The sequence below is a fragment of the Limnoraphis robusta CS-951 genome, assembly GCF_000972705.2.
The window spans coordinates 1-15597 of sequence record NZ_LATL02000308.1; the positions used below are offsets into that span (position 1 = coordinate 1).

General features: G+C 40.8%; 16 protein-coding genes. 12 read left to right on the plus strand and 4 right to left on the minus strand.

Going from position 1 to position 15597, the window contains the following annotated elements; genetic code table 11:
• Positions 1–294 precede the first annotated feature (294 nt).
• The 8 genes from psb28 to WN50_RS25990 all read left to right on the plus strand — a co-directional run bounded on the left by psb28 (position 295) and on the right by WN50_RS25990 (position 7634).
• Positions 295–660, plus strand: coding sequence for a photosystem II reaction center protein Psb28 (gene psb28 / locus WN50_RS25955; protein ID WP_046281287.1), 366 nt, complete (start codon positions 295–297; stop codon positions 658–660).
• A gap of 23 nt (positions 661–683) precedes the next feature.
• On the plus strand, positions 684–1178 hold the full coding sequence (locus tag WN50_RS25960) for an ureidoglycolate lyase (protein ID WP_046281265.1): 495 nt from the start codon (positions 684–686) through the stop codon (positions 1176–1178).
• Between the two features lie 173 nt (positions 1179–1351).
• The gene (locus WN50_RS25965) at positions 1352–3001 is read left to right on the plus strand and encodes an alpha/beta hydrolase (RefSeq protein ID WP_046281266.1); all 1650 of its coding nucleotides are present in this window, start codon (positions 1352–1354) and stop codon (positions 2999–3001) included.
• Between the two features lie 255 nt (positions 3002–3256).
• The gene (locus WN50_RS37195; RefSeq protein ID WP_082172564.1) at positions 3257–4414 is read left to right on the plus strand and encodes a Uma2 family endonuclease; all 1158 of its coding nucleotides are present in this window, start codon (positions 3257–3259) and stop codon (positions 4412–4414) included.
• Positions 4398–5000: a PIN domain-containing protein gene (locus WN50_RS25975; protein ID WP_046281267.1), complete on the plus strand. Its 603-nt coding sequence runs from the start codon at positions 4398–4400 to the stop codon at positions 4998–5000. The genes WN50_RS37195 and WN50_RS25975 overlap by 17 nt, the downstream gene beginning before the upstream one ends.
• Positions 5001–5116: 116 nt before the next feature.
• The gene (locus WN50_RS25980; RefSeq protein ID WP_046281268.1) at positions 5117–5779 is read left to right on the plus strand and encodes a vWA domain-containing protein; all 663 of its coding nucleotides are present in this window, start codon (positions 5117–5119) and stop codon (positions 5777–5779) included.
• Between the two features lie 64 nt (positions 5780–5843).
• Positions 5844–6611: a PP2C family serine/threonine-protein phosphatase gene (locus WN50_RS25985; RefSeq protein ID WP_046281269.1), complete on the plus strand. Its 768-nt coding sequence runs from the start codon at positions 5844–5846 to the stop codon at positions 6609–6611.
• Between the two features lie 123 nt (positions 6612–6734).
• Positions 6735–7634: a phosphodiester glycosidase family protein gene (locus WN50_RS25990; protein ID WP_046281270.1), complete on the plus strand. Its 900-nt coding sequence runs from the start codon at positions 6735–6737 to the stop codon at positions 7632–7634.
• 63 nt (positions 7635–7697) lie between these two features.
• Here the strand turns inward: WN50_RS25990 and WN50_RS25995 are convergent, their stop codons facing one another.
• On the minus strand, positions 7698–8687 hold the full coding sequence (locus WN50_RS25995) for a pentapeptide repeat-containing protein (RefSeq protein ID WP_046281271.1): 990 nt from the start codon (positions 8685–8687) through the stop codon (positions 7698–7700).
• A gap of 122 nt (positions 8688–8809) precedes the next feature.
• Positions 8810–9217, minus strand: coding sequence for a peptidoglycan-binding domain-containing protein (locus tag WN50_RS26000; RefSeq protein WP_046281272.1), 408 nt, complete (start codon positions 9215–9217; stop codon positions 8810–8812).
• 175 nt (positions 9218–9392) lie between these two features.
• On the opposite strand from WN50_RS26000, the gene WN50_RS26005 reads away from it, so the two are divergent.
• The 3 genes from WN50_RS26005 to WN50_RS26015 all read left to right on the plus strand — a co-directional run bounded on the left by WN50_RS26005 (position 9393) and on the right by WN50_RS26015 (position 13028).
• A complete protein-coding gene (locus WN50_RS26005; RefSeq protein WP_046281273.1) occupies positions 9393–10595 on the plus strand; it encodes an NAD(P)/FAD-dependent oxidoreductase in 1203 nt (400 codons plus the stop codon).
• A 207-nt stretch (positions 10596–10802) separates the two neighbouring features.
• Positions 10803–11279, plus strand: a complete 477-nt coding sequence (locus WN50_RS26010; protein WP_046281274.1) for a BPTI/Kunitz-type proteinase inhibitor domain-containing protein — start codon at positions 10803–10805, stop codon at positions 11277–11279.
• A gap of 264 nt (positions 11280–11543) precedes the next feature.
• Positions 11544–13028, plus strand: a complete 1485-nt coding sequence (locus WN50_RS26015; protein ID WP_046281275.1) for an alpha-amylase — start codon at positions 11544–11546, stop codon at positions 13026–13028.
• Here WN50_RS26015 and rsmG read toward each other — a convergent pair.
• Both rsmG and WN50_RS26025 read right to left on the minus strand, forming a co-directional pair.
• A complete protein-coding gene (rsmG, locus tag WN50_RS26020; RefSeq protein ID WP_046281276.1) occupies positions 13020–13721 on the minus strand; it encodes a 16S rRNA (guanine(527)-N(7))-methyltransferase RsmG in 702 nt (233 codons plus the stop codon). The genes WN50_RS26015 and rsmG overlap by 9 nt on opposite strands.
• 50 nt (positions 13722–13771) lie before the next feature.
• Entirely contained in the window at positions 13772–14413 is a 642-nt protein-coding gene (locus WN50_RS26025) for an ABC transporter ATP-binding protein (RefSeq protein ID WP_046281277.1), read from the minus strand.
• A 155-nt stretch (positions 14414–14568) separates the two neighbouring features.
• On the opposite strand from WN50_RS26025, the gene WN50_RS26030 reads away from it, so the two are divergent.
• Complete coding sequence (locus WN50_RS26030) at positions 14569–15588, plus strand: Sll0314/Alr1548 family TPR repeat-containing protein (RefSeq protein WP_046281278.1); 1020 nt, start codon at positions 14569–14571, stop codon at positions 15586–15588.
• Positions 15589–15597 lie beyond the last annotated feature (9 nt).

Sequence of the window (15597 nt, forward strand, 5' to 3'; positions counted from 1 at the left end):
GTGGCGTTGGCGAAGCCTATCCGAAGGATATAGCCGGGGGGATCAATTAGATGCAGCTTTAGAAAGAATTGTTATAACAAACGGGTTTTATCGTTCAATCTATGCGAGATATTACTTATAAAAACTTACAGTTTTGGAGTTGAATCTTTAACCCGCTTTCTTTAATTAACCTCACCCAACTCAAAAACCTGGTTTTTATTTCAAACATAACTTATTAAAACTTATTATTTTAAAGTTGAATCTTGGTTCAGAAATTTGATAAAATTAAAGTATAAATATATGTTGGTGGTAGATATGTCTACATCAATTCAATTTATAACAGGACTGAACGAAGATATTAGTGGAGTTAGCCTTCGCAAACCGCGTAACTCCGAGAAAAAAATTGTTGTGTTAACCTTTGAACGTTTACAAGCCGTCGAACAACTGCGGGCTTATCGCAAAGAAATCAAAAATTTATGGTTGCGGGATGAAGAAGGGGAAATCAAAGTAACCCCGACGGGAGTAAAATTTTTCTATGTCGGAGATGATGAACTTTCCAAAGTCGAATGTACGTTTGAAGTGGAAGCAGAAGATATCTTTGAACGAGTCATGCGCTTTTTAAACCGTTACGCCGAAGAAAACGGCTTTGAATATCAATCGAGTTCAAATCAAGCGAATTAAAATAAAATTCTGAGGAAAAATTAATGCGTGAATCAATTACCGTTCAACAACTAACAGCCGAATGGATTACTCCTGAAGCATTTCAACCCTACGGACAAGTGATTTCCGCCTCAACAGAGGGCAAAACCTACGATGAAACCGATGCTCAACTGAATCTCAAAAACGGGATACCCAGATTTTACATCATGCGGCTAAACAAAAGAGGTCGCGAATTTAACAAAATTACCCGTCATATTAAATGTACTCAATGTTTAGGGTCATTAGAAGGAAAAGAGTGGTTAATGGCGGTTGCACCCCCTTCAGACAGCAATGAACCTGATTTAGAACAATTAAAAGCATTCCGTATCCCAGGCAACTGTTTTATTAAGCTAGAAGTTGGAACTTGGCACGCTGGGCCGTATTTCGAGCAGGATAGAATAGATTTCTACAATTTAGAATTAAGTAATACAAATATTGTCGATCATTTCAGTTACGATTTTATCAAAAGTAAAAACTTGCAATTTGAAATAGTTATTTAAACCTATGCAAAAGAAAAAACAGCTTGAAATACGATGAAATTGGTGACTTTAGATACCATTATTAAATATTTATTATTGAAAGATAAATCAAACGTTATAGATTAGAATTTTCTCTGATTCAATCAATTAGGATAGAGAGAGAAGCTGTCAGATTCAAATAAGAGCTTAAAACTATGGGTTGGTTAAAGTCTCTCGCCTTAAGTATTGTGCCTGCTGTAATGGTTGCGTTACCGACAATCGCTGCGGAAACCGTCGTGTTTCCTGTAGGGAAAATGGATCTGGAGGTTTCCCTCGATACCTTAGAACATTATGCTGAAACGGGTTTACTTCCCGATAATCAACCTTTAGAAACCTATCTCAATTGGTTAACGCCCAGTGAACGACGACAAGTTCAAGAATTATTACGAACTCGTTACTCTTTTGATACTGAAGCGGCTTCCCGACTCTTAAAATCTTCGATGGTTGCTTCCTTTTTGGAGTACCTTGGAGGTTTAATTCAAACGGAATCTAGAGAAAATGGTTCAGAGGCGATTTATAATGCAATTATTGCAGCAACGGCTACCGATCCTGAAGGGTTTAATCTGATAGAGATTTTGCGGCAATTCCCCACCGAAAAAATTCACATCGATCTTGAAGAAGCCCTAGATACAATGGTACGAGTTGTCACCTTAATTCGACAAACGAATACCCTTATTACCTCTCTAGAAGAACTAGCATCAGCCGAAGTCACAGCTTCTAGTCCGGTTGATTTTAACCAAATGCCCGACTTACGCCAACGCGGATCTCTTGAAGTTTCCAAGCAAACTTTATCTTTATTTGATTGGCAGCGAAATCGTCAATTTGAGGCAGACTTTTACCTACCGAATGCGGTAAAAGAAAAGGCCGCAACCCAACAGTCAACTCCGGTTATTGTTATTTCTCATGGTTTAGCTTCTGATCGTTCTCGCTTTGAAGACTTAGCCCGACATTTAGCGTCTTACGGGTTTGCTGTAGCGGTTCCTCAACATCCCGGTAGTGATTATGAAACCTTACAAAAATTACTCGCAGGTGAAGCAACAGACATCTTTGAAGTGAATCAATTTATTGATCGCCCCCGAGATATTTCTTACTTACTCAATCACCTGGAACGGTTAAACAAAAAACAACTCAATAATCAATTAAACTTAGAAAAAGTTGGTGTTTGGGGTCATTCTTTTGGGGGATATACAGCCCTAGCGTTAGCAGGTGCAACGATTGATTTTGAAAAATTGCAAGCCAGTTGCACGCCGGAAAATAAAATCGTTAATCCCTCAATGTTTTTGCAATGTCGCGCTTTAGAATTACCTCAAGCTGAGTATCAATTCCGCGATCCGCGTGTGAAAGCTGTGGTCGTACTCAACCCCGTTAATAGTGGTCTTTTAGGTGAATTAGGATTGAGTAAAATCTCAATTCCGGTAATGATGGGAGCGAGTAGTGCAGATTTGCTTGCACCTGCCGTTTTAGAACAAATTCAATCTTTTACTTGGTTAACGACTTCTGATCGTTATTTAGTCATCAAACGGGGTGATAGTCACTTTTTTGATGTGAATAAATCTAACATGAGTGAAATTCCGGGAATGGGCGGATTATTATCACCCGGAGTTGAAGTAACACGCAACTATATGAACGCTTTGAGTGTTGCCTTTTTTGGAGCCTATGTTACTGAAGATCTCCAATATAAACCCTATTTGCAAGCCGCCTATGGTCAGGAAATTGGAGAAGATCCCTATACGTTGAGTGTGTTAAAATCTCTGACTCCCACAGAGTTTTCTAAAGTAGTTAGCGGGAATATTGCAGGAAATTAGACGTAGAACTTTGCCGGGTAAAAATTAGCGATCGCATTTCGAGTTCAATGCCTGTTCAATGCCAGGGATTAAAATCCCTGTCTAAAAATTCTAGTCCTCTTCAGAGAACTAATTGGTAAAAGTTTAACATTTCCAGTCCGTTTTAACGGACTTCTATTATTAGCCCGGAAATTAATTTCCGGGTCAAAGTCTGTGCGTTAAAATAAAACTAAAACAAACAGAGCTATACTAATAGATAAATACGGAGGCTGGAAAATGTTATTAGAATTAAAACGGATTGATGTTCCCCCTGGTCATAAAGTCTTGTTAACAGATGTTAGTTGGCTAGAGTTTGAAACAATTTTAGAGGAGTTGGGAGAACATCGGGCTGCTAGAATTGCTTATGATCGCGGAACTTTAGAAATTATGACCCCTTTACCCGAACACGAAGTTGACAAAGTTTTTATCGGTGACTTTATCAAAGCTTTACTCGAAGAAATGGATATAGAGTTTTATCCGCTCGGTTCAACGACGTTTAAAAATGAGTTGATGAAGCAAGGGATAGAACCGGATGATTGTTTTTATATTGAGAATGAAGCCGCAGTCAGAGGTAAAGATAGATTAGATTTAACGATTGATCCCCCGCCCGATTTGGCTTTGGAAATAGATGTCACTTCTCGCACCCATCCCAATATTTATGCGGCGTTGGGGGTTGGGGAACTGTGGCGGTTTGAGAAGGGAAAACTGCAAATTAATTTGTTGCAATCGGGACAATATGTGGAGTCGGAATTTAGCCCCCATTTTCCCAATTTCCCCCTCAAAGAAATTATTCCAGAATATTTAAAGCGGGCGAAAACCGAAGGCCGAAATAAAACCATGAAAGCCTTTAGAACTTGGGTAAAAGAACAAATTTCAAATGCTGACGTTAATCAGTCTTTATCAATACAACCTCGAAGGAAAATAAATTGGAACTGGTTTGATCTCGCGATCTGCGGACAAGACGGACAGTTAAAGCTGATTGTTGAAGTAAAAATTAACCCGGAAGCCAGTTTAAGTTTAAATTGGGCGGCTCAAATCTACCATTATATGTATGCTTCTGGTATGGCCAAAACCCCTTTTTTTCTGCTGGCTCACCCTCAAGTTTTTTACCTGTGGAAAACCTCGGAAAATGCCTCAGAAAATCTGATAGAACCCACCTACCAAATCGATCCTAAACCCCTTTTGAAACCCTATTTTGAGAAATCGGGTGTCTCTCCTGGAAAAATTAGCGAGTCAAGCTTTGTAATGATTGTGTGTTCCTGGTTCAATGAGGTATTGTTGGGAATAAAAAGAGAAAATGAAGTTGATTTTAAAAATCAAGATTGGCTGTTTGAGTCCGGGTTGGTTGATGCAATTAGAGGCGGACAGGTTATAAACGATGAACGTCTATGTTGAGACAAACTTTGTTCTAGAATTAGCTTTCATGCAAGAACAGTACGAAAGCTGTTTGCAAATTATTGAACTTTGTAGAGGCAATAAAATTCATTTAGTGATTCCAGCCTACAGTCTGGTAGAACCCTATGAAAAAATGATTCGCTATGAAAAAAATAGAAGAAGACTGTCTGGGGAATTGAAGATTGAGTTAGAACAACTCGGTCGTTCTCAAAGCTATTCTGAACAGGTCAATTTATTTCGGGATTTAACCAGTTTTTTGGTTCGGACTCAGGAAGATCAAAAGCAGAGATTACAGGATACAATTACTCAGTTGGTTCAGCTTGCAGAGATCATTCCTTTAAATGAAGAAATTATTTTAGCAGCAATTTCTTTTCAAACTGAACTTGACCTGACTCCACAAGATTCTATCGTTTATGCTTCTGTTATTAGCCATCTTAGCAATATAACGGGCAGCAATAACGGTTTTTTGAATCGCAACTCAAAAGATTTTGGCACTCCCGATATTATTAATAGTTTGGCATCCTACAACTGTCGAATTTTATTTAGCTTCGAGAACGGACTGGGTTACATTCGTAGTCAAATTTAATCAATTGGTGTATGATCGATCATGCGATCGCCAAATTTCTCGCTTCAAATCAGCGATAATAGAAACAGGCAAAAATCGAGTATCCTAAGAGAACTGCAAACTCATCCCCACCCATTATGAGACTTGAGGAAGCTGTAGAATTTGCTGAAAACCCTGAACCCCGGTGTCCTTGCGTGCTGTTGTTGGACACCTCCGCCTCGATGCAAGGTGTACCCATTGATGCTCTCAATGACGGCTTGAACACGTTTAGACAGGATTTAGTTCGCGATGAACTGGCAAAAAAACGAGTCGAAGTTGCCATCATCTCCTTTGATAATCAGGTTAAAATTATACAAGATTTTGTGACGGCTGATCAGTTTGAACCCCCGATGTTAACAGCACAGGGACAAACGTTTATGGGAACGGCGATTAACCAAGCCCTTGATTTAGTTGCCGCCCGTAAAGCCGAATATCGTAATAATGGTATTGCCTATTATCGCCCCTGGGTTTTTCTCATTACTGATGGTGAACCGCAGGGCGAGTCGGAACGAATGGCGAACCAAGCGGCTGAACGAATTAAGCAAGAAGAAGCCAATAAACAGGTTGCTTTTTTTGCGGTTGGAGTCGAAGGGGCGAATATGGAACGCCTGAGTTTAATCGTCGAACGCGCTCCTTTAAAATTAAAAGGATTAGACTTTCGAGAAATGTTTATTTGGCTGTCTGCGAGTATGCAGATGGTATCTCATTCTAAAGTTGATGAACAAGTTGCTTTACCGCCACCGGGATGGGGAGCCGTTTAATCAAATCTGCCCATTTCTAATCATTATTCGCTGATTTTTGAGCCTTTTCTTTACGGGATATCCCATGTCTAACTGTGACTCCAACTGGCAAATTGTATCCGCATCAGTACGGGGAAGAAGCCACGAAAAAAGTGATCTTCCCTGTCAAGATGCTTATTGCTACAAAAGATTATCAGATGATATTTTAATTGTGGCGGTGGCTGATGGAGCGGGTTCAGCAAGATTATCAGAAATTGGCTCAAGAGTAGCAGTACAAACGGCTGTGAATACTTTGGCTCAAACGATTATTCATCCGTCTTCAGAACTTGAAGAAATCGACTGGAAAGAACGGTTAACAGATACATTGAGTGCTGCAAAAATGGCAATCGAAGTCGAAGCTGCCGTTCAAGAAGTCGAAATTCGAGAGTTAGCAACAACGCTGATTTTAACCCTCGCAACATCAGATTTTGTAGCCGTTGCTCAAGTGGGAGATGGGGCGGCTGTTGTCGAAGATAAACAGGGAAAAATCGAGGCGATAACGCAACCCGAACAGGGTGAATATTTGAATGAAACGAAATTTTTGATTGGGCTTGATGCGGTGGAAACAGCACAGATTAACGTTTGGCAAGGTGAGCCTGCTCATTTAGCAGTGTTCTCAGACGGCTTACAAATGTTAGCATTAAAAATGCCCGAAGGAACACCTCATAAGCCTTTCTTTTCGCCGCTTTTTCAGTTTATCTCAACAGTGACAGATCAAACCGAGGCTCAAGAACAGTTAGAATCTTTTTTGCGATCGCCTCGGGTCACTCAACGAACCGATGATGATCTAACGCTAATTCTAGCATCATTATAGCACATTAATTGATTCAAAATCAAATCTGCGATAAAAATCCGGTTATTACAGCCAAATGAATGAGTAATTAGTTGTATGACCCTCAAATTGGGTTAAGCCTTTTCTGTGTCTCTCTCAACTGATATGAATCAACGTTTTCTACTCAAAACCATACTAATTTCCAGCCTAGTTCTTCTAGGCACTCCTGCTTTATTATACCTCGCATTGATGCTGAGACGACCTTTACCAACAGCTAAACAACAACAACTGTTTCAAGGCATTACTTACCAACGCATTCGCCGTTCACAACCCAATTCTTTAATGATTCATATTGTTAAAGTTGACTTAAAAACACCGGGAATTGAACTGTTAGTGACACCTGGAGAACCCGGAGAAGATGATCGGGATATTGCCGCTCAAACCACATCAGAATTTTTACAAAAACATGACTTACAACTGGCAATTAATGGCAGTTTCTTTCATCCGTTTTATGTGAATAGTCCGATAGATTATTTTCCCTATTCAGGAGATCGGGTTAATATCTTAGGACAAGCAATTTCTCAGGGTAAAATCTATTCAAGCGTCAATAAAGACTGGCCAGTGCTGTGTATTTCTCCTGAAAAAAAGGCAGAAATATTAACCGATACTTGTCCAGAAAATACCGTTCAAGGAATAGCAGGAAATCTCGTTTTAATTGATCAAGGTAAACCTGTTCAATCCCAAAAATTCTCAGATTTCAATAAAAAATTTCCTCGAACTGCTGTGGCAATTGATCAGTCTGGGGAAACCTTATGGTTAATATTAATCGATGGTCGTCAAGGGTTGTATAGTGAAGGCGCAACATTAGCCACTTTAACGAATATTATCCTAGAAATAGAAGGGGTAGAAACGGCGTTAAATTTGGATGGAGGCGGTTCCACAACGTTAGTGATTTCCCAGGGAATTAACACTAAAGTTTTAAATGCACCCTTTCATAGTCGAATCCCCATGCGTCAGCGTCCCATCGCCAATCATTTAGGAATTTACGCCTTACCTGTTGAATAAAAAGCCGATCATTTTGCTCACTTTAAAAGTCTAAATTATTAGAAAGTTAAGCATGATCTCACTCTAATTTGATGACTTTAACTTTAACCCTAATTGGTAAATAAACTCTTGAGAATATCGAGCAAATTCCCAATTTTCAGCCTCCAAAACTTGAGACGGATGTAAACCTTTGGCATTTTGAAAATTAACCCCTTGCAAATTTGCACCTTGAAAGTTCGCACCTTGTAAGTTAGCATCTTTAAGATTAGCCCCTCTGAGGTTTGCATTTTGAAAGTTAGCATCTTTAAGATAAGCCCCTTCGAGAATTGTACCTTTGAGATTCGCTTCTTGAAAGTCAGCCCCTTGCAAATTTCCGAGAATATAAGCCCCTTGTAATTCCGCTTTTTGCAAGTTAGCTTCTAACAGGTTAACCCCTTGTAAATCTGCATAGCTGAGATTGGCTGAACTCAAGTTAATTTTTTGCATTTGAGCCAGCAGAAAAGACGTTTCTTGAAGATTCGCTTTCCATAAATTCGCGCCCTGAAGCTGAGTCAATTCAAATGTACTTCCTTGTAGATTGGCTTCTTGAAGTTTAGCCCCTTGCAAGTTAACTTCTTTGAAATCACCATCAACGACATGAATTTGTTCTAGATTCGCTTTTGGTAATAATAAACCCTTTAAACTAATCCCATCTTTGGCTAATTCTTCTAACGCTTTAATCCGAGCGTGGCTGAATTCTAGTCCTTGGGCAGAATCAATCACTTGCCAAGCTTCGTAATGAGATTGTTTCTTTCCTCGTCGGAGATAAACCACTAAAGCAGTAACAATACTAATACTTTCAAACGTTCCTAAAATTCGAGATTCTTCTATAGATTGAATAAAAAATTTCCCCCAGGTTTTTTGCTGTTCTAGTGTATTCTCCAGATATAAAATAGAAAGAATGACCAAAATGACAGCAGCCAGAATAATCAAAATTTCAAAAACATCTCGTAACAATCTAGCTAGCCAGCGATTCAGTCGAGATAATTGTTGTTTATTACCTAGCCGAGTATATTTTTTGTTTAGAGATTCCATTGTAAAAATTTTGTAAAAAATCAGTTCTTCACTCTAATCTCTAGAAAAATAACAGAACAATCATCCCCGTAAAAGAGGAAAATTTGGTGAAAATAAAAATACTTTAAACCCCTCACAAGAACTTAACAACCATAGTAAATTCTAGCCTGACCTAAGCCAAAGTCACGTAAATAATGTTGCCAGCGCTTGGCAATATCAGGATTAGAAAAAGGCCCGACCGCAACTTTAGGATCACTTGCACTATAGCGTTGATAAACACCCGTTTCAGGTACCCCCAATAAAACCACTTGTTCAGCAATTCTAGGTAACTCTTCTGACGCACCCGGAATGACAACAAAATAAGCAGCTTGGGCTTTACCTCCATGTACTCCATAAGCCCGTTGTGCTTCTTCTAAAGCCGCTTCTGTTTCAGGATTCCATCGACCATTAACAGGTCCCGGATCAAGACCCAATGCTTGCAGTCGCCTTTGCAACTCTAACAGCAGTAATTTACTGTAATGTAAACGTCCAAATAACTTATCTTCCGGCATAGATTAATTGTTCACAGCTAAGACCTTCTCTCTATCTATCTTGCATCACTCTACTGACTTACTCCGCCATGAACCGTACACTTAACTCCTAACGACAGGCAGAAAACTCCCACTCACCTTGTTATCCTAGTGAGAGAAACTGCTCAATTGCTTATCCGTTCCTCATCCACAAATTATGACTGAACAACCGACCCGCATTTGTATTTTGGGTGGAGGCTTTGGTGGACTCTATACCGCTCTACGCTTAAATGAGTTACCCTGGCGGAAGTCCGAACAACCGGAAATCACTCTCGTTGACAGCCGCGATCGCTTTTTATTTTCGCCGTTTTTGTACGAACTCTTAACCGGAGAACTCCAAACCTGGGAAATCGCTCCTCCCTTTGAACAACTATTGCAAAATACAAATATACGCTTCTGTCAGCAAGTTGTCACCGCTATCGACATTGAAGCCAAGGAAGTTCAGCTTTCTGAAGGTGAGGCTCTGACTTTTGATTATTTAGTTTTGGCGATGGGAGGTGAAACACCCCTCGATATTGTACCGGGCGCTGCGGAATATGCCATTCCCTTCCGAAGCATTGAAGACGCCTATCGCCTCGAGGAACGGCTGCGGCTTCTAGAAGCCTCTGATCAAGACAAAATTCGTATCGCCATTGTTGGCGGGGGTTACAGTGGCGTGGAGTTGGCTTGTAAGCTGGCTGACCGACTCCAAGAACGGGGACGCCTACGATTGATTGAACGAGATGATAGGATTTTGCGGAGTTCTCCCAATTTTAACCGCGAAGCCGCCCAACGCGCCCTCCAACAACGCGGAGTTTGGGTTGATTTGGAAACAACGGTTCAATCGATTGAAGCCTCGACGATGGCTTTGGAGTATCGACAACAGGTTGATCCAATTCCCGTTGACCTAGTGTTGTGGACAGTCGGAACGAGAATTTCGCCGATTGTGCAGTCTCTACCGTTAAAACACAATCAACGAGGTCAGGTGATGACGACAACGACATTACAGGCTGTTGACCATTCTGAGATTTTTGCCTTGGGGGATTTGGCTGATTGTAAGGATGTTGACGGTCAGCAGGTTCCTTCCACCGCTCAAGCCGCCTTTCAACAAGCCGATTATGCCGCCTGGAATATTTGGGCCTCTATGACCGGACGGCCTTTATTACCCTTCCGCTATCAGGGTTTGGGCGAAATGATGACTTTGGGAACCGATGACGCCACCCTCACAGGTTTGGGGATTAAGTTAGAAGGGCAAATGGCACATTTGGCTCGTCGTTTGATTTATCTTTATCGTTTTCCCACACTCGATCATCAAGTTCGGGTTGCCTTTAACTGGATAACTCGACCGCTTCAGGATATGATATCGCCTCCCGTGCGATAGGGATTTGGGTGATTGGTGCAACATCTTAGATAGAACAGAGAGGATTTGCTTTTTCCTCTCTACTTTTTTTCCCTCTCAAAGCAATCCTGCTCTCGATTCACAAAATTTGCAAAATCCCAGAAGTCAATAGGAAATAAATCTCAAAATCCTTCAACCTGTAGCCTCTCTCTGCTAATGTTTGAGCTGAACCTTGCTTGAAAATCCATAATGAAAAAACAAACGATCTGGCTGATCACCAAAATTTTTATAGCGATCGCTATCCTCGTTTTTAATGTGGCGCTATTCCCTCAAACTGTTTTTGCTCAAGAAAAAACCATTTGTAATCAACCCATTGAAACCGGGAGTTGTCGAGCCAGTTTTAACCGCTATGCGTTTAATGGGAGCGAATGCGTTCAGTTTAGCTTTGGCGGTTGTGAAGGAAACGAAAATAACTTTATTACCCTCGGTGACTGTCAACAAACCTGTTTGGGTGAAGCATCAGCCGTCAAGCCGGAAGTGAGTACAGCCGAAGAAATTTGCGCTCAACGGATAGAGAGTGGCTCCTGCCAAGCAGATTTCAACCGATACGCTTTTAACGGTAGCGAGTGTGTCACCTTTTCCTTTGGCGGTTGTGAAGGGAACGAAAATAACTTTATTACTTTAGAAGATTGTCAAGAAACCTGCGTTGTACCCCCTCAAAAATAATCCCTTTTTCAGAGTCTTTCACTCTCTATAACCGCAACGTGCGGATCGGGTATTCCATCAAAAACTCGATCCGTTTTGAGTAGAAATTGTACCTAAGATATCACTTTCTTTTTGGGCTTCAGAATATTGTTGCTATTATAATCATACCGCACTAACGGTCAATTTTTCCTTTGTCACTCAAAAAATCCAGACAACTCACTTCCAACTTTCTAATGGTATCATCAACAGACTCGCATTCATACGTTCTGCCAGGATCTCATCAAAATGAGTAAAATTAACGGTACTATCATGCAGTATTTCCACTGGTATATCGATCCGAGTTTAAGCCTGTGGAATGAAATCAAAAACCGAGCAAAAGAACTCGCCGATGCTGGAATTACGGCTCTTTGGCTACCTCCCGCCTACAAAGGTTGTAACCTGACTGAACCCGAACGGGCTTGGAATGACGTCGGTTATAGTACATACGATTTATTTGATTTGGGTGAATTTGATCAAAAAGGAGCCATTCGCACCCGATATGGTACTCGTGAACAATATCTAGCCGCTATTCAAGCCGCTCATCATGCGGGAATTCAAATTTACGCTGATGTGGTTTTTAAACATAAAAATGCAGCCGATGATCCCGAATTTGTCGAAGCTGTTCCTGTGGCTTGGAATAACCGAAATGTTGATATGGGTCACACCCGAACCATTCAAATTTACAGCCATTTTAAATTTCCCGGTCGCCAAGACAAATATTCTAGCTTAAAATGGCGCTGGTGGCATTTTGATGCGGTTAATCATAATGCGTCTAACTGGAATGATCAAACGATTTATCGCCTTAAAGATAAAACCTTTGAAACCCAGGTTGATCCACGTCATGGAAATTATGATTTTTTGATGGCTTGTGATCTCGATACCTCCAACGAAGAAGTGCGTCAAGAACTGTACCATTGGGGAAAATGGATATTAGAAACAACTGGCGTTGATGGCTTTCGGTTAGATGCGATTAAACACATTAGTTCTAGCTTTTTTGTCGATTGGTTAAATTTTCTACGTGAATACACAGGTCGAGAATTATTTACAGTCGGGGAATACTGGGAAAACAATGTAGAAGCCCTACATGAATATATTAGTAAAACCCAGGGAAAAATGTCATTATTTGATGTTCCTTTACACTACAATTTTCATCGGGCTAGCCAAAGCGGAGGTTACTATGATATGCGAACCATTTTAAATGGAACACTGATGCAACAACAACCCGCTCTAGCCGTTACATTTGTAGAAAATCATGCTTCTCAACCTTTACAAGCATTACAATCTGTTGTCGAACCCTGGTTTAAACCCTTAGCTTATGCCATTATTCTACTGCGACAAGAAGGTTGTCCTTGTATTTTTTATGCGGATTATTATGGCGCTCATTATTTCGATAAAGGCTATGAAATTTGGATGAATACTCACCGTTGGATTATTGATAAATTGTTATACGCTCGTCAACATTTTGCCTATGGTGATCAAGAAGATTATTTTAATCATCCCGATTTCATTGGTTGGACAAGACTCGGTGATCAAACTCATCCACAAGCGATGGCTGTCATTCTCAGTAACGCTTCTCAGGGTCAACAATGGATGAAAGTCGGTAAACCCAATACCCAATTTTATGATGTAACGGAACACATCAAAGAACCAGTTTATACAAATGAATACGGTTGGGGAGAATTTCGCTGTAATGCCGGTTCAGTTTCGGTGTGGGTTCAAGCTTCATTCTGACAACTTCTTCAAATCAATACAATGTCTAATACTCTCAGTTAAGGGTGTTGTAAACTGGCGAATTGATTCAATTTCACCGCCTAAATTCTTGACCACCAATTGTAACGCTTTTTCTTCTTCAACCGTCCAATGTCCTCGGTACAAAACAACTCGACCGCCTTGAGTACAAAAAGGTAAAGCATATTCTGCACAAACTGAAGCCGTTGCTACTGCACGAACTAAAGCTAAATGATACTTTCTTTTGAACTTTAATTGTTGATTAACCTGTTCAGCACGACCGACGAATCCTCTGGCATTTTTGACCTCTAAAGTCTCAATTAATGATTCTAAAAACGTAATTTTTTTGCGGGTACTATCTAACAACATGACCGAACTTTCGGCAACCGCAATCGCCACAGGTAAACCCGGAAAACCTGCACCTGTTCCAATATCAATCACCTCAACAGTCGAGGCTGAAAAATCCCATTCTCCCCTAAAAAACGGTGCAATTCCCGCTAGAGAATCCCATAAGTGTTTTTCCCAAAAAGCATCATATTCAGTAATCCGAGTTAAATTCAAAGATTCATTTCCCGCCAATATTCCCTCATAAAGACGTTGAAATAGCTGTTGCTGGACTGCCGTCGGTTGCCAATTTAACGTTTCTTGCCAAACGGAAGTCATCTCTAAAATCATCGGCCTTTCAGTCTCGTTCATCGTCCTTTCAACTACAAAAATTCTCTCAACAAACATTCGCCTAAATTCATTCAACAAGTAGCCGGATCAATCACTTGTAAATCTCCATGATTCAACGTCCAACAGCGATCCGCCACTCCCATTAAATCCGCCGCATCGTGCGTAACAACCAACAACGTCCAATGGTTTTTTAACTTCCCTAACAAACTCACCAACTGTTGGCGCATTGACCAATCTAATCCGGCTGTCGGTTCATCCAACATCAACAAATGCGGTTGACGAATCAATTGTACCGCCAAAGCCAAGCGTCGTTGCTGTCCTCCACTCAACGAATGGGGCGGATTTTGTAGAGACAAATGACCCAAACCCACCTCGTTCAAAGCATTATTAACCTGTTCTAATCCTAACTCGGGGTGTCCCAGGCGCAACTCCTCCAAAACGGTTCCCCCGCAAAAATGTCTTTCCGGAAACTGAAACACCAAACCTGCTAACTGTTGTAAGTGTTCAGCAGTTAACTCCTGATCTCGCCAGCAAATTTCTCCCCTTGTTTTTTCAGCTAAACCCGCTAAAATTTCAAGAAGTGTACTTTTACCGGAACCACTACGACCGACAATTAACCCCATTTGTTGTGGCGCAAGTTCCAAACATACATCTTTGAGAATCGGCACCGAACTAGCAGGAGGATGATAAAGTATATTTTTGAGATAAAGCATCAGGGAAAAAAGCTAAACTTTCAAAGTTCGTAAACCGTTATACACAGCTACTCAAAATCATAACATCTGCTCGCCCGTTTTGTGGAACCTGTCCTTTTCTCCTAACGTCAACAATCTATTCTTAAACTCTTGTAATCGCTCAAAAATAGATGCTCATGTCTTCAAAATCTTTCCGAAAATCCTTAACAACAACTTGGCAAAGCATCAGTGCTATCACTGCTACAGCGACACTCATCGCCCTCAGTTTTTGGAATAGTCCAGTTTTAGCAGCCGATCCCTTTCGTGAGGGAGATAAAGCCCGACAAATTGGAGAGAATACAGAAGCCGCTTTTAAGGCAATGTTTGAACGGGGAAACTATCAAGATGCCCAATGGTATCTCGAACAAGCAAAGTCGGAAGAATCAGACGAACCGATGATTTATGCCTTGCTGGCTTCTTTAGCTTATCAACAGCAAGATTGGCAGGGTTTAAAAACCTATTCGAGCCAAACCATGACCGCCGCAAAAGCCTTACAAAGTCGCGATTTAGTGCGAAGTAATCTTTATATTGCGATCGCTTACTTTCTAGACGGGGCTTATATTTTATCCACAGAAGGCACGTTCAAAGGTGCGCCCGTTGCCCTAAATCTGCTTCAGGATGTTTTCAAACATATGGATGCCGCAGCTCAAGTCGATTCAACTGACCCAGAACTGAATTTAATTCGCGGCTATATGGATATATTTTTAGCTCTCAATCTGCCGTTTTCTGATCCTCAATCCGCTATCCAAAAACTCGAACAACATGGCAGTCCCCGTCATCTTGCCTATCGAGGTCTGGCTTTAGCTTATCGGGATTTAGATCAACATGAAAAAGCCTTAGAGTTTATTAATAAAGCGATAGAAGAAGTGCCGAATAATCCCGAAGTTCTCTATATTAAAGCACAACTTCTCTCTTCTATTGCTCGACGAAATAACAATAATACCTTAACCTTAACAGAAGCCAAAAACAACTTTCAAGCCGCTTTAGCCCAACCCCAACAACTCCCGAAAACCATTGTTGCTCAAATCTTTTACGAACAATGTAAGACTCTCAACCGCATTGATAATCAAAGTCGTGCTTGTGATCCAATGCGAGATACAATCAGATCAATAAATAGCCCGTGGGGGCCTGTTCCTGAGCAAATGCCCTCCTTGTAAACCCCATCA